The sequence below is a fragment of the Nocardioides kongjuensis genome (genome assembly GCF_013409625.1).
In the GTDB taxonomy this organism is placed as follows: domain Bacteria; phylum Actinomycetota; class Actinomycetes; order Propionibacteriales; family Nocardioidaceae; genus Nocardioides; species Nocardioides kongjuensis.
The window spans coordinates 4,239,024-4,256,886 of sequence record NZ_JACCBF010000001.1; the positions used below are offsets into that span (position 1 = coordinate 4,239,024).

Annotated in this window: 18 protein-coding genes; 16 read left to right on the top strand and 2 right to left on the bottom strand. The window is 72.8% G+C overall.

Going from position 1 to position 17,863, the window contains the following annotated elements; genetic code table 11:
• The first annotated feature begins 8 nt into the window (after positions 1–8).
• The 16 genes from BJ958_RS20415 to BJ958_RS20490 all read left to right on the top strand — a co-directional run bounded on the left by BJ958_RS20415 (position 9) and on the right by BJ958_RS20490 (position 15,095).
• Positions 9–1,970, top strand: coding sequence for an acetyl/propionyl/methylcrotonyl-CoA carboxylase subunit alpha (locus BJ958_RS20415; protein ID WP_179728688.1), 1,962 nt, complete (start codon positions 9–11; stop codon positions 1,968–1,970).
• Positions 1,967–3,136: an acyl-CoA dehydrogenase family protein gene (locus BJ958_RS20420; RefSeq protein WP_179728689.1), complete on the top strand. Its 1,170-nt coding sequence runs from the start codon at positions 1,967–1,969 to the stop codon at positions 3,134–3,136. Before BJ958_RS20415 ends, BJ958_RS20420 begins: the two co-directional genes overlap by 4 nt.
• A 157-nt stretch (positions 3,137–3,293) precedes the next feature.
• Complete coding sequence (locus BJ958_RS20425) at positions 3,294–3,677, top strand: PLD nuclease N-terminal domain-containing protein (RefSeq protein WP_179728690.1); 384 nt, start codon at positions 3,294–3,296, stop codon at positions 3,675–3,677.
• Between the two features lie 56 nt (positions 3,678–3,733).
• Positions 3,734–4,216 carry a hypothetical protein gene (locus tag BJ958_RS28135; protein WP_179728691.1) on the top strand — a complete coding sequence of 161 codons (483 nt, stop codon included), beginning with the start codon at positions 3,734–3,736 and terminating at the stop codon, positions 4,214–4,216.
• Complete coding sequence (locus BJ958_RS20435; RefSeq protein ID WP_179728692.1) at positions 4,213–5,220, top strand: NAD-dependent epimerase/dehydratase family protein; 1,008 nt, start codon at positions 4,213–4,215, stop codon at positions 5,218–5,220. Before BJ958_RS28135 ends, BJ958_RS20435 begins: the two co-directional genes overlap by 4 nt.
• 36 nt (positions 5,221–5,256) lie before the next feature.
• On the top strand, positions 5,257–6,177 hold the full coding sequence (locus tag BJ958_RS20440; RefSeq protein WP_179728693.1) for an AEC family transporter: 921 nt from the start codon (positions 5,257–5,259) through the stop codon (positions 6,175–6,177).
• A 65-nt stretch (positions 6,178–6,242) separates the two neighbouring features.
• On the top strand, positions 6,243–7,361 hold the full coding sequence (locus BJ958_RS20445) for a YhjD/YihY/BrkB family envelope integrity protein (protein WP_179728694.1): 1,119 nt from the start codon (positions 6,243–6,245) through the stop codon (positions 7,359–7,361).
• A 35-nt stretch (positions 7,362–7,396) separates the two neighbouring features.
• Positions 7,397–8,128 carry an IclR family transcriptional regulator gene (locus BJ958_RS20450; protein ID WP_179728695.1) on the top strand — a complete coding sequence of 244 codons (732 nt, stop codon included), beginning with the start codon at positions 7,397–7,399 and terminating at the stop codon, positions 8,126–8,128.
• Between the two features lie 45 nt (positions 8,129–8,173).
• Positions 8,174–8,707, top strand: coding sequence for a hypothetical protein (locus tag BJ958_RS20455; RefSeq protein ID WP_179728696.1), 534 nt, complete (start codon positions 8,174–8,176; stop codon positions 8,705–8,707).
• Entirely contained in the window at positions 8,704–9,012 is a 309-nt protein-coding gene (locus BJ958_RS20460) for a hypothetical protein (RefSeq protein WP_179728697.1), read from the top strand. Before BJ958_RS20455 ends, BJ958_RS20460 begins: the two co-directional genes overlap by 4 nt.
• Positions 9,009–10,784 carry an alpha/beta hydrolase gene (locus BJ958_RS20465; RefSeq protein WP_179728698.1) on the top strand — a complete coding sequence of 592 codons (1,776 nt, stop codon included), beginning with the start codon at positions 9,009–9,011 and terminating at the stop codon, positions 10,782–10,784. Before BJ958_RS20460 ends, BJ958_RS20465 begins: the two co-directional genes overlap by 4 nt.
• Before the next feature lie 67 nt (positions 10,785–10,851).
• On the top strand, positions 10,852–11,307 hold the full coding sequence (locus tag BJ958_RS20470; protein WP_179728699.1) for a hypothetical protein: 456 nt from the start codon (positions 10,852–10,854) through the stop codon (positions 11,305–11,307).
• Positions 11,308–11,423: 116 nt separating this feature from the next.
• Positions 11,424–12,314, top strand: a complete 891-nt coding sequence (locus BJ958_RS20475) for an ABC transporter substrate-binding protein (RefSeq protein ID WP_179728700.1) — start codon at positions 11,424–11,426, stop codon at positions 12,312–12,314.
• Positions 12,315–12,325: 11 nt separating this feature from the next.
• Positions 12,326–13,243, top strand: a complete 918-nt coding sequence (locus tag BJ958_RS20480; RefSeq protein WP_343052757.1) for an amino acid ABC transporter permease — start codon at positions 12,326–12,328, stop codon at positions 13,241–13,243.
• Entirely contained in the window at positions 13,240–14,025 is a 786-nt protein-coding gene (locus BJ958_RS20485) for an amino acid ABC transporter ATP-binding protein (RefSeq protein WP_281367196.1), read from the top strand. Before BJ958_RS20480 ends, BJ958_RS20485 begins: the two co-directional genes overlap by 4 nt.
• The gene (locus BJ958_RS20490; protein ID WP_179728701.1) at positions 14,022–15,095 is read left to right on the top strand and encodes a histidinol-phosphate transaminase; all 1,074 of its coding nucleotides are present in this window, start codon (positions 14,022–14,024) and stop codon (positions 15,093–15,095) included. Before BJ958_RS20485 ends, BJ958_RS20490 begins: the two co-directional genes overlap by 4 nt.
• A 204-nt stretch (positions 15,096–15,299) precedes the next feature.
• Here the strand turns inward: BJ958_RS20490 and BJ958_RS20495 are convergent, their stop codons facing one another.
• Entirely contained in the window at positions 15,300–16,676 is a 1,377-nt protein-coding gene (locus BJ958_RS20495) for an FAD-binding oxidoreductase (RefSeq protein ID WP_179728702.1), read from the bottom strand.
• Positions 16,673–17,851 (bottom strand): cytochrome P450, encoded by a 1,179-nt coding sequence (locus tag BJ958_RS20500; RefSeq protein WP_179728703.1) that lies wholly within the window; start codon positions 17,849–17,851, stop codon positions 16,673–16,675. Before BJ958_RS20500 ends, BJ958_RS20495 begins: the two co-directional genes overlap by 4 nt.
• Positions 17,852–17,863 lie beyond the last annotated feature (12 nt).

Here is a 17,863-nt window from a genome sequence, read left to right on the forward strand (position 1 = left end):
GGGCTCCCATGACCATCACTCGAATCCTGGTCGCGAACCGCGGCGAGATCGCCCGCCGCGTCTTCCGCACCGCCCGCCGTCTCGGCATCGAGACGGTGGCCGTGCACTCCGACGCCGACGCGGGGCTGCCGTTCGTGCGCGAGGCGGACGCCGCCGTACGCCTGCCGGGGAACACCCCCGCCGAGACCTACCTGCGCGGCGACCTCGTCATCGCCGCCGCACGGAAGGCCGGCGCCGACGCGATCCACCCCGGCTACGGCTTCCTCTCCGAGAACGCCGCCTTCGCCCGGCAGGTCGCCGACGCCGGCCTGGTCTGGCTCGGTCCCGACCCGGCCTCGATCGACTCGATGGGTTCCAAGATCGAGTCCAAGAAGCTGATGGACGCAGCCGGCGTGCCGGTCCTCGGGAACCTCACCGTCGACACGGCGACCGAGGCGGACCTGCCGCTGCTGGTCAAGGCGTCCGCGGGCGGCGGCGGCCGCGGCATGCGGGTCGTGCGGTCGCTCGACGAGCTGGCCGGCGAGGTCGAGAAGGCGTCGGCCGAGGCCGAGTCCGCCTTCGGCGACGGCACCGTCTTCGTCGAGCCGTACGTCGAGCGCGGCCGCCACGTCGAGGTCCAGGTCGTGGGCGACCGCGCGGGCAACGTCGAGGTCTTCGGCACCCGCGACTGCTCGCTGCAGCGCCGGCACCAGAAGGTCGTCGAGGAGGCCCCCGCCCCCGGCCTCTCCGACGCGGTGCGCACCGCGATGCACGACGCCGCGCGGGCCGCGGCCCAAGCGGTCGACTACGTCGGCGCCGGCACCGTCGAGTTCCTCTACGACGCCGACACGGAGCGGTTCTTCTTCCTGGAGATGAACACCCGCCTCCAGGTCGAGCACCCCGTCTCCGAGCTGATCCACGGCGTCGACCTGGTCGAGCTGCAGATCGCCGTTGCCGAGGGCCGGCCGGTGCCGGCGGTCACCGAGCCCGTGGGCCACGCGATCGAGGTCCGCCTCTACGCCGAGGACCCGGCCGCGGACTACGCGCCGCAGACCGGGCGACTGCTCGAGCTCGAGGTCGACCACGACGGCACGTTCGCGCTCGACGGCTTCGGCACCCGCCTCGACACCGGGTTCGAGACCGGCGACGAGGTCGGCACCTTCTACGACGCGATGCTCTCGAAGGTGATCGCCTGGGCGCCGACCCGGGAGCAGGCCGCGCGCTCGCTCGCCCGCACCCTCGAGAGGGCCCGGATCCACGGCCTGGTCACCAACCGCGACCAGCTGGTCGCCTCGCTGCGCCACCCCGCCTTCCTCGACCCGGCCGGCCTGGCGACGTCGTTCTACGGGGACCACCCGGAGACCCTGGCCGCTGCCGCCGCCGACGACCTGCTGCCCCTCGTCGGCGCGGTCGCGCTGGGCGAGCACCGCCGTACCGCGGCCAAGGTGCAGTCGCGGATCCCGGCCGGCTTCCGCAACGTGGACGCCGGCCCGCGCTCGACCCGGTTCGGCCTGGGGGCCGAGGAGGTCGAGGCGCTCTGGTACGGCGGCCGCGCCGGCTACCGCAGCGCCGAGCGCGACGACGTCGTCGTCACGTCCGCCTCGCCCGGCGAGGTCGTCCTCGAGGTCGACGGGGTCACCCGGCGCTACGACGTCCGGGTCCTCGACGACGCGGTGCTCGTCGACGGGCCGCGCGGCGGCGCCACGCTCCGGATCCTCCCGCGCTTCGTCGACCCGTCCACGCAGGTGGCCGCGGGCTCGCTGCTCGCGCCGATGCCGGGCAGCGTGATCGCGGTCCGTGCGGCGGTCGGGGACGTCGTGCAGGAGGGCCAGCCCATCCTCGTGATGGAGGCCATGAAGATGCAGCACACCATCGCGGCGCCCTACGCGGGCACCGTCACCGAGCTGTCGGCGACCGCCGGTCAGCAGGTCGAGGCGGGCGTCGTGCTCGCCGTCGTCGAGCCCGCGGGCTCCCAGGAGGAAACGGCATGACCCAGACCATGTTCACCGAGCCGGAGGAGCGCGTCGCGCTGCGCGAGGCGGTCAAGAAGCTGGCGAGCAAGTACGGCCGCGAGTACGTCGAGAAGCAGGCCCGTGAGGGCGGCAAGATGACCGAGATGTGGCTCGAGATGGGCCGCAACGGGTTCCTGGGCGTCAACATCGCCGAGGAGCACGGCGGCGGGGGCGGCGGCATGGCCGACCTGGCCGCGGTCCTCGAGGAGTCGGCCGCGGCCGGCGCCCCGCTGCTGATGATGGTCGTCTCGCCCGCGATCTGCGGCTCGATCATCAGCCGCTGCGGCACCGAGGAGCAGAAGCAGCGCTGGCTCCCCGGCATTGCCGACGGCTCGCACCTGATGGCCTTCGGCATCACCGAGGCCGACGCCGGCTCCAACTCCCACCAGATCACCACCACCGCCACCCGCGACGGCGACCAGTGGGTGATCAAGGGCCAGAAGACGTTCATCTCCGGCGTCGACGAGGCGCAGTCGGTGCTCATCGTGTCGCGCACCGAGGACGCCAGGACCGGCAAGCTCAAGCCGGCGCTGTTCGTCGTACCCACCGACGCCCCCGGGTTCACCAAGCAGCCGATCCCGATGTCGTGGCAGGCACCCGAGAAGCAGTTCACCCTCTTCCTCGACGACGTCCGAGTGCCGGCCGACGCGCTGGTCGGCGACGAGGACGGCGGCCTGTGGCAGCTCTTCGCCGGCCTCAACCCCGAGCGGATCATGGGCGGCGCCTTCTCGTGCGGCATCGCGCGCTACGCGCTGGAGAAGGCCGTCGAGTACGCCAAGGAGCGCTCGGTCTGGAAGGACCAGCCGATCGGCGCCCACCAGGGCATCGCCCACCCGCTCGCCAAGGTGAAGATCGAGCTCGAGCAGGCGCGCCTGCTCTGGCAGAAGGCCGCCGCCCTCTACGACGCCGGCGACGACTTCACGGCCGGCGAGTACGCCAACATGGCCAAGTACGCCGGCGGCGAGGTCGCCTGCAACGCCACCGACGTCGCGGTGCACACCCACGGCGGCAACGGCCTGACCCAGGAGTACGGCCTCGGCAACATGCTCGTCGCCGCCCGCCTGGGCCGGATCGCCCCCGTCAGCCGGGAGATGATCCTCAACTTCGTGGCCATGCACTCGCTGGGGCTGCCGAAGTCGTACTGAGGGCCGGAGTCAGTTTCACCGGCCGACCGGTGAAACTGGCGCTGGGACGAGGAAGCATCGTCGTCCCAGCGCCAGTTTTGTCGTCCAACCCCGTCAGATTCACCGGCCGGCCGGTGAGACTGACGCGGTGCGCGCGAGGCCGGGGCACAATGCCGGGATGCTGCGCCTGCTGCCGCCCCTCCTGGTCCTGGTCCTGTGGGTCTACTGCCTGGTCGACGTGATCACGGCGCGCGAGGACAGCGTGCGCAACCTCGCGAAGACCTGGTGGCTGCTCATCGTGTTCTTCTTCCCGCTCGCCGGGTCGCTCGCCTGGTTCATCGCCGGCCGCCCGGTTGCCGTCCGACCGCTGACCCGTGAGCAGGGCGCGGCACCGAGCTACCCGGAGTACGAGCGTCGCGGGCGCTTCGCCGCCGCCGACCCGGAGAAGGACGAGGAGTTCCTGCGCAAGGTGCGCGAGCGGGCCGAGGCCCAGCGCCGCGCCCACGAGCTCAAGAAGCGCGAGGAGCAGCGGCGCGAGCAGGAGGGCCCCGACCCGCTCTGAGCGGCCCGTTGCAGCCCGGGCCGTCTGCCCCACGCCGCAACGGGTACGCCGGGAGGATGGACGACGAGGTTCTCCACGGCTACCTGCAGCACCACTGGGCAGGATCGACGGCCGGTGTCTCCCTGTTCCGCCGGGTCGCCGGCACCCACACCATCGCGGAGGTCGCCGCTGCCTTGGCCGGCCTCGCCGACGAGGTGGCCGACGAACGCGAGACGCTGCGCCGGATCATGCACGACGTCGGGACGTCCCCGAGCACGCTCGGGACGGTGGCGGCGAGGGTCGGCGCCGAGCTGGGCCGGCTGAAGCCGAACGGGCGGATCCTGACCCGCGCGCCCCTCACCGACCTGGTCGAGATCGAGGCGTTGCGGATCGCCGTGTGGGGCAAGCGCAGCGGCTGGGACGCGCTGCGTGCGGTCGCCGACGACGACCCACGTCTGGACGCGGCGCTCCTCGACGACCTCGTCGACCGGTCGGACCGGCAGCTCGCCACCCTGGCGCAGCTGCACCTGACGACCGCGCGGCAGCGGATCCTGGCGTGAAGGTCGTCGTCACCGGCGCGTCCGGCAACATCGGCAGCGCCACGCTCCGCGAGCTGACCGCCGGCGGCCGCCACGAGGTCGTGGGGGTCGCTCGCCGTCGTCCCGAGCTCACCGACCGCGCCGTCGCGGAGGGGTCGGTCACCTGGCGGAGCGCCGACGTCGGCACCGACGACCTCGACGCGGTGCTCGAGGGCGCCGACGCCGTCGTCCACCTCGCCTGGAAGTTCCAGCCGACCCACCGCCCGGACGAGACCTGGCGCACCAATGCGGTGGGGACCCGGCGCCTGCTGGCCGCCGTACGACGCCAGCGAGTCCCGGCGCTCGTCTGCGCCTCCTCCGTGGCCGCCTACTCCCCGGCCCACCACGACGACCTCGTCGACGAGGGCTGGGAGACCGACGGGTCGTCGCCGGCGGCGTACTGCCGGGAGAAGGCCTACAACGAGCGTGTCCTCGACGCGTTCGAGGCGTCCGGCGGTGGCCGGACGAGGGTGGTCCGGATCCGGCCGGCGTTCGTGTTCCAGCGCTCGGCGGCCAGCGAGCAGCGGCGGATCTTCGGCGGGCCCCTGCTGCGGCCCCGGATGCTCGACACCCGGCTGATCCCGGCGCTGCCCGTGCCCCGCGGGCTCCGGCTGCAGGCGGTGCACGCCGAGGACGTCGCCCGTGCCGTCGTCGCCGCGGTCGAACGCCCGGTCACCGGGGCGTTCAACCTCGCCGGTGCCGGGGTCCTGCGACGCGAGGAGCTCGGCGACCTCGTCGGCGCGCCCACCGTCGAGGTACCGCCGCGAATCGTCAGCGGTGCCCTCGACCTCGGCTGGCTGGCCCACCTGGTCGGCGTGCCCGGCTCGCTCGCGGACGCACTGCTCGCCGTGCCGCTGCTCGCCACGGACCGGGCTCGCGCCGAGCTCGACTGGGCGCCGCGGCACACCGCGGCCGAGGCGATCGAGGCGTTCTTGTCGGGAGCCGCCGCCTCGGCGGGCTCCGGGATGCCGCCGCTGCACCCCTGACACCCCGCCGCGCAGGCCGGGTGATGGGATCGACCCGTGGGCGGTGTGCTGGAGGGCTTCGGGACGATCGCGATCGTCATCGCCCTCGGCGCGCTCCTCGCCGACCGCGGCATCGTCGACCTGGCCGGCCAGCGCAGCCTGTCGCTCACGTCCTTCTACCTCGCCAGCCCGGCGCTGCTCGTCACCGTGCTCGAGGACTCCGACCCGTCGCGGGTGCTGTCCGGTCCGCTGGTCGCGACGGCGGCGGGAGTGGTCGTCAGCGCCGGGTCGATGGCCGTGATCGCACGGGTGCGCCGCCTCGACGCCGGCACGTCGGTGGTCGCGACGCTGTGCTCGGCGTACGTCAACGCCGGCAACCTCGGCATCCCGATCGCGGCCTACGCGCTCGGAGACGCCGCCCTGGTCGTCCCCGCTCTGCTCATGCAGCTGCTGGTGCTGCAGCCGCTCGCGCTGACCGTCCTCGACGTGGTGACCAGCCCACGGCGCCCGTCCCTGCTGAAGATCCTGTCCCGGCCGGTCACCAACCCGCTCACCATCGCGTCCTTCGGCGGCCTGCTCCTCGCCGCCACCGACACCGAGCTCCCGCAGGTCGTGCACGCGCCGCTGGCGCTCGTCGGCGGGATGGCCGTGCCCGCCATGCTCATCGCGTACGGCGTCGCGCTGCGCCTCGGACCGCTGCCCGGACGCGGGGTCACGCCGCGCGCGCTGGCGACCGTGACCTCGCTGAAGATGGTGGTGCAGCCGGTCGCGGCGTACCTCGTCGGGCGGTTCGGGGTCGGCCTCGGGGGCACCGACCTGTTCGCGGTGACCCTGCTCTCGGCACTCCCGACGGCGCAGAACGTGTTCGTCGTGGCGATGAGGTACGAGCGCGGCGTGCTGCTCGCCCGGGACGCGATCTTCGTCTCCACCCTGGCCTCCGCACCGGTCGCGATCGGCATCTCCGCGCTGCTGGCCTGAGCCTCCTCGGTCCGCAGGGGCCGACCCTCCCGTGGCGCGTGGGAGTGATGTCATAGGTTGCGCCTGTGGGACTTGTCGGAGACATCGATCGGGCGCAGCGGCGGAAGTCCGCTGCCGGCTTCCCGCTCGCTGTGGTCTACAAGTTCTTCGACGACCAGGGCAACTACCTCGCGGCGATCCTGACGTTCTACGCGTTCCTCTCGATCTTCCCGCTGATGCTGCTCGGCACGTCGATCCTCGGCTTCATCCTCGACGGCCGCCCGGCGCTCCAGGAGCAGGTCCTCGACTCGGCGCTGGGCCAGTTCCCGATCATCGGCGACGCGCTGGGGCGGCCGGAGGGCATCCAGGGGTCGACCGGCGGCATCATCGTGGGTTCGCTGACGGCCCTGTACGGTGCGCTCGGGCTGGGCCTGGCCCTGCAGAACGTCCAGTCGGCGGCCTGGGCGGTGCCGCGCAACAGCCGTCCGCACCCGGTGATGACGCGGGTCAACAGCCTGTTCATCCTGGCGGTGGCCGGCACCGCGATCTTCACCGTCTTCGTCGGCTCGGCGGTGCTCACCGAGACCAAGCTGGTCGGCGACCTGTCGACCCACGGCTGGTTCCACTGGCTGGTGCGCCTGCTGTCCCTGGTCCTGCTCGGGTCGATGATGACGGTCCTGCTGCGGATGGCCGCGGCGCGGGCGATCCGGGACCGCGGCATCCGGGCGGCGCCCGGCGGCTTCACGGTCGCGGTGCTGTGGCAGGCCCTGCAGTGGATCGGTACCTGGTACGTCACCAACGTCGTCGCCAGCACCCACCGCAACAACATGACCGAGACGTTCGGGGTCGTCCTCGGCCTGATGGGCCTGCTCTACATCGGTGCCGTGATGGGCGTGCTGGGCATCGAGGTCAACGTCGTGCTCGCCCGCAGGCTGTGGCCGCGCGCCCTGCTGACGCCGTTCACCGACTCCGTCGACCTGACCGAGGCCGACCGCCGCGCCTACGCGATGTACGCCCAGATGCAGCGGCACAAGGGCTTCGAGACCGTCACGGTCCGCTTCGACGGCCGTGACGGCGACTCCCACGAGATCCTCCTCGACCCGCGCACCGAGAAGGTCCACAAGCAGCACATCCCCGGCCGGCCACCGCGCCCCGAGGCCGCCGAGGAGCCGACCCAGCCGGTCAACCTGCCCCCGTCCATCTGACCCGTCCACCCGACCCGTCCGACCCGAGCACTGCCATGGCCCAGAACTCCTTCACCCGCGGACTCGACGTCCTCATCGCGATCGCCCGCAACGGCCAGGTCAGCGTCGCCGAGGTCGCCGAGGAGCTCGGCCTCGCCACCAGCACGGCGTACCGCTACGTCCGCTCGCTGCGCGACTACGGCCTGATCGAGGAGTCCCAAGGCGTCTACGTGCCGGGCTGGCGGCTGATGGAGATCTCCGGCGAGCACCTCACCCACACCCGGCTCGCCGAGGTCGCGGGCGAGTACCTGCGCACGCTGACCTACCAGACCGGCGAGACCGCGGTGCTCGCCGTACGCGCGGGCTCGCACGCCATCTGCCTGCGCCAGTCCGTCTCGCCCGCTCCCGACCGCTATGCCTTCCGGATCAACGAGCTGCTGCCGCTGTACGCCGGAGCGGGGCAGCGCCTGCTCCTCGCCTACGCGCCACGCCCGATCGTCGAGGTCGCGCTCGCCAACCTGGTCAGCTACTCCGCGGCGACCATCAAGCCCGACGAGCTGCCGGCGGCGCTCGCCCAGGTACGGCGCGACCAGCTCGCCGTGTCGCGCGGCGAGTTCAAGGAGGGCGCGATCGCGGTCGCCGTCCCCGTCTTCAGCAACGGCGAGTGCGCCGCTTCGCTGACCATCGCGGGGCCCTCGGACCGCTGCGACAACGCCGAGTGGGTCCGTCGCACGACCCGGCTGCTGCGGGCCGCGGCGGGCGAGATGTCGGCCGAGATCGACGCCTGATCCCCCTCCCGGTTTCGTCGCCGGATCGCTCGGGAAGGGAGGGGCATGGCCTTCCTGGGTGGACCCGAGGCGGCGGCCCGGGTGGCTGCCGACCCGTTCTGGTCGGTCGTGCGGCGACGGCATCCCGACGTCGACCTGGTCCTGCTGCCGCCCGTGGCGGCTCCGGACGAGGCCGATGCGGGCGCGACCCCGATCGAGGCCGGCGTCGAGGAGGCGACCGCCGCCTGCCTGGCCCGCGTGGCCGGGCTCTGGCAGCGGCTCGTCGGGGACGTCGCCCCCGACGAGCAGCGGGCCGGGTGGACCACCGGCCCGAGACCGGGCCTGGAGCGCCACGAGGCCACCTGGACCCTGCTGGCCGTCGACCCGGTCGCCGCCACCGGCACCATCGACGGTGCCGCGCGGACGCTGGGTGAGGAGGGCTGGCGGGTGCTCGCACCGCCCGACGGCATGCCGCGGGTGCTCGCGGGTCGGCCGGCCGGCAACGGCCGCGAGGAGCTCGACCTGGTCCTGGTCCCCTCCACCGGGCGGTTCTTTCTGACCGTGCGGTCGGCGCTGCACCGGCTGGAGGCCGGGCGATGAGCGTCTCCGGCCTCGAGTACGACGCGATACGCCGGTCGATCGCCGACTGGCAGCGCCTCGACCAGCTGATGACCGGCTCGAAGGCCGCCCTCGACGCCGCGAGCACCGCCGGCCTGCCGCCCAGCGCGCAGCCCGCCGGGACGCTCTTCCTGGAGCGCTGGTCGGGCTTCGCCGGCGAGAGCGCCGTCATCGCGCGCGGCTTCGCCGACGCGCTGACCGCCGCCTCCGACGACTACCTCACCACCGACGACAGCGTCGACCAGCGCTTCGCCGAGCTCGACGGCCGCCTGGGACCCGAGCGGTGAGCGTCACGATCGAGGTCCCGGCTTCCCAGCCCGCCACGCTGCCCGAGCCGCCCGGCGACGCGGCGCAGTGCGACACCCTCGCCGAGACCCTCTACACCGCCGCCGCCCGCTGCGAGGAGTTCGGCGAGGAGGCCACGCAGCTGCGCAACCTCACCGGCTACTGGTGGGGAGTCGCCTACGACGCCTACGTCGTCGCCTCCGGCAAGGCCGCCACCGAGCACGCCGCGATGGCCGGGACGGTGCGCCGGGTGGGGCGCGCCGTGACGTCGTACGCCGACACGCTGCGCGACCTGACCAGCACCCACGACACGCTGGTCGAGCGCAAGGCCGGGCTCGACGAGCGCCGGACCACCCTGATCGCCGACATCAACGCGACCACCGAGGCCACGCCCGAGGTGGTGGCCGCGCTGCGGGAGCGGGCCACCGACCTGCGCACCGACTACGCCACGCTGGTGGCCGACCACGACACCCTGCAGCGCCGGGTCCGGGAGAACGAGGACCTGCTGCGCCAGGCGTTCCAGGCGGCCGACACCCTCGCCGAGGGGCTCTCGGCCGACGGCGGCGTGCCGGACGCGGCGCGCGACGCGATGCACCAACCGGGAGCGCCCGGCACCGGCGCCGCTCCCGCGCAGGTGCGCGACTGGTGGGAGCACCTCACCGACGCCGAGCGCGAGGCCGTCATCGCCGCCTACCCGAGCCTGATCGGCTCCGCCGACGGGCTGCCCGCGGACGCACGCGACCAGGCCAACCGGGTGCTGCTCGACGACGACCTCGCACGGTTGGGCGCGAAGGAGGCGGACGGCACCATCTCCGCCGACGAGCGCAAGGTGCTCGCGAACGCCGACGCGACCCGCAAGGCCGTCGAGAAGGCCGACGGCTTCGTCGACCCGACGACGGGCGAGAAGCCCGGGGGCACGCTCTGGCTCTACGACCCGGCCGCCTTCGACGGCGACGGCCGGGTCGCGGTCGGCGTCGGCGACCTCGACACCGCCGACGACGTCTCGGTGCAGGTCCCGGGCATCAAGTCCGAGATGGACGACGTCGGCGGCTACACCGACGAGGCGATCCGGCTCTACGAGTCGGCCCGCTACAACGGCGACGGCTCGTCGGTGGCGACCCTGTTCTGGCTCGGCTACAACACCCCCGAGGGCGCGGTCGACCTCGACACGATCACGACCGGCCGCGCCGAGGACGGCGGGCAGCGCCTCGCCGACGCCGTCGAGGGGCTGCGTGCCTCGCGATCCGGCGACCCCGCCCACCTGACGGTGATCGGGCACAGCTACGGGTCCACCACCACGTCCTACGCCGCCGTCGACCACGGCCTGGCCGCCGACGACGTCGTGCTGATCGGCAGCCCCGGCGCCGGCCCGGCCGACACCGCGGCCGACTTCAGCGTCGGTGCCGACCACGTCTACGACGGTCGCAACAGCCGCGACGCCGTCGCCTTCTTCGGCGACGAGGGCTGGTACCACAACCCCGGCGGGCTCGGCGTCGACCCGTCCTCCGAGGACTTCGGCGCCCACCGGTTCGAGGCCGAGTCGGTCGACCGTGGCAGCATCCGCAACTTCGACGACCACAGCCGCTACTACGACCACGAGTCCGAGTCGCTCTACAACCTCGGCAAGATCGTCGACGGCCACGGGGACCAGGTCAACGGCGCCGCGCAGAGCTACGACCCGTGGTGGCGGTGGGCGGTCGACCCGGAGAAGGACCGCGACCCGACGACCAACGTCCCCGGACGCTCCGACACCCGGGCCGATGACGTTCCCTAGCCGCCGATCGCGGCCTAGCCTTGGCGCGGCGGCGCTGGCCGTCGTACTGGCCCTGGGAGGGTGCGGCGTGGACGACCGGGAGGGCACCGCCGAGCTGGCCGCGTTGCAGGACACCGTGGTCGCCCGGACCCGGGAGGTCGTCGACCTGCTGACCGGTGCCGGGCTCGAGGTCACCCGCGCGGCCGGGGTCGCGGAGTACTGCCAGTCCGAGCCGGCGCCCGGCGTGACCTACCGCAGCGGCGGCGCGGTCGCCGGCACGCCCGCCGAGGTCCCCGCGCAGTTCGCCGCCGCCCGGGAGGCGCTCGTGGCCGCCGGCTGGTCCGTGGTCACCGAGGGCGCCGACGGCACTCGTCCCTGGGCCAACCTGGGGCGCGACGGCCTCCGGCTCGGGCTCTCCCAGGCCAAGCACGGCGAGCGGCTGCTCGGCTTCGCGATCACCAGCAGCGAGTGCGTGCGGGTCGCGGACGGCGGCTTCCTCGACGACGACGACCACCGCGTCGACCTGCTCGCCACCGAGAAATAACGTCACCGAAACGCAGGTTTCCCACACCGTGGGAACCGCGATTGTTGTGGCCTGCTCCGCGGCCGGATCCTCCTGTGATCCACGACACCCACCAGCCGCCAGGAGCGCACCGCATCATGACGCGACCCCGCCACCTCTCCCTGTCCGCCGCCGCTCTCGCCCTCGCCCTGCCCGTCCTGCTGTCCGCGTGCGGTGGCAGCAGCGAGGCCGACGAGAAGCCGTCGTACGACAAGTCCGCCCCGCTGCACAGCGCCCTCCCGAAGGACCTGCAGGGCGAGAAGTCGATCACGATCGCGAGCAACGTCGAGTACCCGCCGTTCGAGTTCCTCGACACCGACAACAAGACGGTCCTCGGCATCGACCGCGAGATCGCCGACGGGCTGGAGAAGCAGCTCGGCATCGACATCGAGTTCGACAACATCGCCTTCGACGCGATCATCCCGGGCCTGGCCTCGGGTCGCTACCAGATGGCGATGTCGGCGATGACCGACAACCTCGAGCGGCAGAAGGAGGTCGACTTCGTCGACTACTTCGCCGCGGGCGCCGGGATCATGACCCACGAGGCGGACGCCGGGAAGTACACGACACTGGCCGACATGTGCGGCACCACCGTCGCGGTCGTCAAGGGCACCACCGAGGTCCCGCAGGCCGAGGAGGCCTCCAAGCAGTGCGAGGCCGACGGCAAGGACCCGATCAAGGCGACGGTGTTCCCGGGCCAGAACCAGGTCATCCTCGCGCTGCAGAACGAGCGGGTCGACGCGATCTTGATGGACAGCGCGCCCGGTGCCTACGCCGCCTCGCAGACCGAGGGCCTCGTGATGAGCAAGCCCTACGAGTCGCAGCCGTTCGGCATCGTGTTCGCCAAGGGCACCGACGAGCTGCAGAAGGCCGTCCAGCAGGCGCTCCAGGCGCTCAAGGACAACGGTGAGTACCAGAAGGCGCTGGAGAAGTACGGCCTCGAGAGCGGCGCCATCGACGACTTCACCATCAACGGCGGCACGCAGTGACCTCGGTTCCCGTGACCGACAGCTCCGCCCCCGCTCCCGCCGGTCCCGTGTCCGCACGGGACGGGCGGGACGCCCGCGTGGTCCTCCCCACCCGGCACCCCGCCCGGTGGGCGATGGCCGCGGTGGTCCTCCTGATCGTGGCAGGCGGGATCACCCAGGTCGTCGGCAACGAGCGGTTCCAGTGGGACGTCGTGGGCGAGTACCTGTTCGCCCAGCCGATCCTGCAGGGCGTCGCGAAGACGCTGATGCTCACCGCCGCCGCGATGGCGATCGGCGTCGGGCTCGGCGTCGTGATCGCCGTGCTGCGGCTCTCGCCGAACCCGATCCTGTCGTCGGCGGCGTGGACGTACTCCTGGTTCTTCCGCGGTACGCCGCTGCTGGTGCAGCTCCTGTTCTGGTACTTCCTCGCCGCGCTCTACCCGACCATCGGCGTCGGCGGCATGTCCTGGAGCGCCAACGAGCTGATCTCGCCGCTCACCGCTGCCCTGCTGGGCCTCGGGCTCAACGAGGCGGCGTACATGAGCGAGATCGTGCGCTCCGGGATCCTCTCGGTGCCGCCGGGCCAGGCCGAGGCGGCCAGCGCGGTCGGCATGCGGCGCTCGCAGGTGATGCGCCGGGTCGTGCTGCCGCAGGCGATGCGGGTGATCATCCCGCCCACCGGCAACGAGACCATCGGGATGCTCAAGCACACCGCGCTGGTGCTGGTGATCGGCTACACCGAGCTGATGACCACCGCGTCCAACATCTACTCGCGGACCTACCAGACGATCCCGCTGCTCCTCGTGGCAGCAGCCTGGTACCTCGCGATCTCGGCGGTGCTCTCCGTCGGTCAGTACTTCATCGAGCGGCACTTCGGCCGCGGCTTCTCCAACCACCGGGTCAGCCGCAAGGGCAGTCGTGCCGCGCGCAAGGGGGAGGCAGTCGCATGAGTGCGGTCGAGGTCGGCGAGGAGCCGATGTTCCAGGCGTGGGACGTGCACAAGTCGTTCGGTCACGTCGAGGTGCTCAAGGGCATCGACATGTCGGTCGCCCGTGGCGAGGTCGTGTGCCTGCTCGGGCCGTCCGGGTCCGGCAAGAGCACCTTCCTGCGCTGCATCAACCACCTGGAGAAGTTCGACCGGGGGGAGATGTGGGTCGGCGGCGACCGGGTCGGGTACCGGCCGCACGGCGACAAGCTCAAGGAGCTCAACGAGCGCGAGGTCGCCGTACGCCGCTCCGGGATCGGGATGGTCTTCCAGGGCTTCAACCTGTTCGCGCACCGCACCGCGCTGGAGAACGTGATGGAGGGGCCGATCGTCGTCCGCCGGGAGAAGCGCTCGGTCGTCGAGAGGCGGGCGCGGGCCCTGCTCGACCGGGTGGGACTCGCCGACCGGGTCGACAACTACCCCTCGCAGCTCTCCGGCGGCCAGCAGCAGCGGGTGGCGATCGCCCGGGCGCTGGCGATGCAGCCCGACCTGATGCTGTTCGACGAGCCGACCTCGGCGCTCGACCCCGAGCTGGTCGGCGACGTGCTGGCCGTGATGCGGCAGCTCGCCGACGACGGGATGACCATGATCGTGGTCACCCACGAGCTCGGCTTCGCCCGCGAGGTCGCCGACCGCGTCTACTTCATGGACGGTGGCGTGGTCGTCGAGTCCGGTCCGCCGGCCGAGGTGCTGGAGCGGCCTCGGGAGGCGCGCACGCAGGCGTTCTTGTCGAAGGTGCTGGCGTGAGCGTTGCTCCCGCAGGCCCGTCGGCCCGGCCGGAGCTGGCCGGGCTGACGGCGTACTCCTCCGTCACGCCCGGCCCCGTCCCGGTCCGGGTCCGCGCGTCCTCGAACGAGGCGCCCGGCGGGCTGACCGGTCCGGTCCTGGACGCGGCGCTCGCTGCGGTGTCGGGCGCGACGCGGTACCCGCTGATCGGGGGCGCCGACCTGTCGGCCGCGCTCGCTGCCTCGTTGGGTGTGCCCGACGCGGCCGTGGCCGTCGCCGACGGGGCGCTGCCGCTGCTCGACCGGTTGCTGCTGGCCTACCTGCGGCCCGGCGACGAGGTCGTGATGGCGTGGCGCTCGTACGAGGCCTACCCGCTCAGCGTCCAGGTCGCCGGCGGGCGGTCGGTCCAGGTGCCGCTCACCGACTCCGGGGCCCATGACCTGGCGGCGATGGCGGCAGCGATCGGGCCGTCGACGCGGGTCGCGATCGTCTGCAACCCGAACAACCCCACCGGCACCGTCGTCCCCTGGTCCGCGCTGTCGGACTTCCTCGACGCCGTCCCGCCGGACGTGCTGGTGGTGCTGGACGAGGCCTACACGGAGTACGACGCACGCTCGCGGCCCGCGTCGATGTCGGTGCCCGAGCTGGCCCGGCGGGGGAACGTGGTCGTGCTGCGCACCTTCTCCAAGGCGCACGGGCTCGCCGGCCTGCGCGCGGGCTACCTGGTCTCGTCCGCGGAGGTCGCCGGGGCGGTCCGATCCGTCCTCCCGCCCTTCCCGGTCTCGTCGGTGGCCGTCGCCGCCGCCCTGGCCTCGCTCGCCCACCCGTCGGTGCTCGCCGCTCGCGTGGCGGCCACCCGCGAGGAGCGCGCGCGGGTGACCGCGTTGCTCGGCGCGCGCGGTGTCGTCGTACCGGACTCGGAGGCGAACTTCGTCTGGCTCCCGCTCGGCGACCGGGCGTCGGAGCTCGCGGACCTGTGCCGCGCGCGCGGCCTGCTGGTGCGGCCGTTCGCCGGCGAAGGCGTCCGGATCACCGTCGGTGACCCGGACCTGCGGGCCGTGCTCGCAGAGGTGCTCACCGCCTGGGAATGAGGGCCCGGGGCGGTGAGGGTGAGTGGCGGGGACCGGGCGGGCACGTCCGGTCCCCGCTGTCGTCTCTCCGAGTTCGTCGAGTAGTCCGAGCCCCTGGGCGAGGACGTGTCGAGACGTGATGAGACGTCTCGATACGTCGCTCGCTGGCGCTCGCTCCTACTCGACGAGCTCGGTGCCGGCTTGGGCGGACGGCGGGTCACGTGCTCAGGCGAGCAGCTTGCCCGGATTCATGATCCCCAGCGGGTCGAACGCCTTCTTCACCGCGCGGTGCAGCTCCATCGAGTCGGCGCCGACCTGGCGCTCGAGCCAGTGCGCCTTGAGCACGCCGACGCCGTGCTCGCCGGTGATGGTGCCGTCGAGCTCGAGGGCGGCGGCGAACACCTCGTCGGCCGCGGCGGCAACCGCAGCCGGGATCCCCACAGCGCCGTGATCGAAGACGAACGTGGGGTGGAGGTTGCCGTCGCCGGCGTGGGCGACGGTCAGCACGGTGACGCCGTGCCGGGCGGCAGCGGCATCGATCCGGCGGATCATCTCGGGAAGCCGGGAGACGGGTACGCCGACGTCCTCGACCAGGCACTGGCCGAGCTGCTCGGCGGCGGGGTAGGCGAGGCGGCGGACGGCGAGGAGCTCCTCGGACTCCTGCGGGTCCGTCGAGACCGCGGGCTCGTCGACGGCGCCGGCCTCCTCGCACAGGGAGGCGACAGCGGCGGCGTCGCCGGCGAAGCGGCCGTCGACCTGGACGACGAGCATCGCCTCGATGCCGGCCAGGCCCATCCGCTTCCAGGCGTCGATGGCGCGCAGGGTCGTGCCGTCGAGCAGCTCGAGCAACGACACCTCCGGCCCGCGGGCCACGACCAGGGCGACCGCCTCACCGGCCGCCTCCAAGGACGCGAACGCCGCGACCACGGTCGTCGGCGGCACGACTGGGCGGCGGGACAGGCGGACGGTGGCGGCGGTGATCACGCCGAGGGTGCCCTCGGAGCCGACCAGCAGCCCGGTGAGGTCGTAGCCGGCGACGTTCTTGGTGGTCCGGGTCCCGGTCGAGACGACCCGGCCGTCGGCGAGCACGACCTCGAGACCGAGCACCGACTGGCGGGTGACGCCGTACTTCACGCAGCGCAGCCCGCCCGCGTTGGTGGCGACATTGCCGCCGACGGTGGAGATCTCCCAGCTCGACGGGTCGGGCGCGAACATCAGGCCGTGCTCGCCCGCCGCCCGGTCCAGCGCCGCGTTGACCACGCCCGCCTCGACGACGGCGACCCGGTCCAGGGGGTCGAGCGACCGGATGGACGACATCGCCTCCGTCGAGAGGACGAGACAGCCCTCGACCGCGCTGGCGCCGCCGGCCAGCGACGTCCCGGCGCCGCGCGGCACCACCGCCACGCCGTACGACGAAGCGAGCCGCAGCGCAGCCGACACGTCCTGCGTGGTCCGGGGCAGCACGACCGCGCACGGCAGGCCACCAGGGACGACGGTCGCCATGTCCTGCCGGTACGACGCCAGGAGGTCGCCGTCCGTGACGACCCGGCAGCGCTCCCCGAGCTCGGCGACGAGGGCGGCGACGAAACCGGGAGAGGTCATGCCGGGACGATACGCACCGGCAGCGAGCTGAGCCCGCGCAGCGTGTTGTGCAGGAACGGCACCGGCTCGCCGGCGGGCTCGATCGAGCGCACCCGCCGGGCGAGCTCGCCGAACAGGACGTCCATCTCCAGGCGGGAGATCGGCTGGCCGACGCACTGGTGGATGCCCATGCCGAAGGTCAGGTGGCCGCCGGCCTCGCGCTCGATCCGGTACTGGTCGGCGTCGGGGCCGAAGCGTTCGACGTCGCGGTTCGCGGCGCCGGGGAACACGATCAGCTTGCTGTCCTCGGGCAGCGTGACGCCGCCGAAGGAGACCTCGCGCGAGGTCGTGCGGAAGAACGACTGGAAGGGCGACTCGAAGCGCAGCGCCTCGTCGATCGCGAACTTCGTGAGCCGGGGCGTGGCGTGCACGAGGTCCCACTGGTCGGGGTTCGCGGTCAGGCAGCGCAGGGTGTTGCCGATCGCGATCACGGTGGTGTCCAGGCCGGCGGAGAGCAGTGCCCGCACGAGCACGGCGGCCTCCTCCGGGGCGACCACGCCGGCGTCCGCGTGCGCCCAGATCTTGGCGCCGAGCCCGTCGGGGCTGAGGTTCTCGCGGGCGCAGTTGTTCATCGTCCACTCGATGGTGTGCTCGCCCGCCCGCATGTAGTGCTCGTAGCGGGCGTCCTCGGGGCCGAACTGCGCGAAGTTCATCGCGCCGTGGGGGAGCAGGTTCTCGGCCCGCCCCTCGCGTGGGATGCCGACCGCGTCGCCGAAGACCCGGATCGGGAACAGCTCGGCGAGGTCGGTGATCGCGTCGAACTCCCGCATGTCGAGCAGCTTGTCGACCAGCGGCGTCGCGAACTCCTGGAACCCGGCGCGCAGCGGGCGCATGTTGCGCGGGCTGATCACGTCGGCCATCACCGTGCGCAGCGGGGTGTGCATCGGCGGGTCGGAGTCGAGGATGCCGGGCTTGCGCCACGGCGGCTGGTGGTGGTAGTTCCGGGGCCCCACACCAGCCCCGGAGATGAAGGTCTCGTGGTCGACGAGGATCTCGCGGACCTCGGCGAACCGGGAGAACGCCGCGACGTCGTACTTGTCCAGCCACACGGCCGGACCGGCCTCGCGCATCCGCTGGAAGAGCGGGTACGGGTCGGTCAGGTTCGCGTCGTCGTACGGGTCGTCGGCGATGTTCATGCCGGGACGGTA

What these genes read in the sequence shown, in the direction of transcription:
- BJ958_RS20500 (WP_179728703.1), bottom strand. Translation starts at nt 17,851, where the DNA reads ATGAACATCGCCGACGACCCGTACGACGACGCGAACCTGACCGACCCG.
- BJ958_RS28135 (WP_179728691.1), top strand. Translation starts at nt 3,734, where the DNA reads ATGGACGACGAGGTTCTCCACGGCTACCTGCAGCACCACTGGGCAGGA.
- BJ958_RS20450 (WP_179728695.1), top strand. Translation starts at nt 7,397, where the DNA reads ATGGCCCAGAACTCCTTCACCCGCGGACTCGACGTCCTCATCGCGATC.
- BJ958_RS20475 (WP_179728700.1), top strand. Translation starts at nt 11,424, where the DNA reads ATGACGCGACCCCGCCACCTCTCCCTGTCCGCCGCCGCTCTCGCCCTC.
- BJ958_RS20485 (WP_281367196.1), top strand. Translation starts at nt 13,240, where the DNA reads ATGAGTGCGGTCGAGGTCGGCGAGGAGCCGATGTTCCAGGCGTGGGAC.
- BJ958_RS20420 (WP_179728689.1), top strand. Translation starts at nt 1,967, where the DNA reads ATGACCCAGACCATGTTCACCGAGCCGGAGGAGCGCGTCGCGCTGCGC.
- BJ958_RS20495 (WP_179728702.1), bottom strand. Translation starts at nt 16,676, where the DNA reads ATGACCTCTCCCGGTTTCGTCGCCGCCCTCGTCGCCGAGCTCGGGGAG.
- BJ958_RS20460 (WP_179728697.1), top strand. Translation starts at nt 8,704, where the DNA reads ATGAGCGTCTCCGGCCTCGAGTACGACGCGATACGCCGGTCGATCGCC.
- BJ958_RS20415 (WP_179728688.1), top strand. Translation starts at nt 9, where the DNA reads ATGACCATCACTCGAATCCTGGTCGCGAACCGCGGCGAGATCGCCCGC.
- BJ958_RS20425 (WP_179728690.1), top strand. Translation starts at nt 3,294, where the DNA reads ATGCTGCGCCTGCTGCCGCCCCTCCTGGTCCTGGTCCTGTGGGTCTAC.
- BJ958_RS20455 (WP_179728696.1), top strand. Translation starts at nt 8,174, where the DNA reads ATGGCCTTCCTGGGTGGACCCGAGGCGGCGGCCCGGGTGGCTGCCGAC.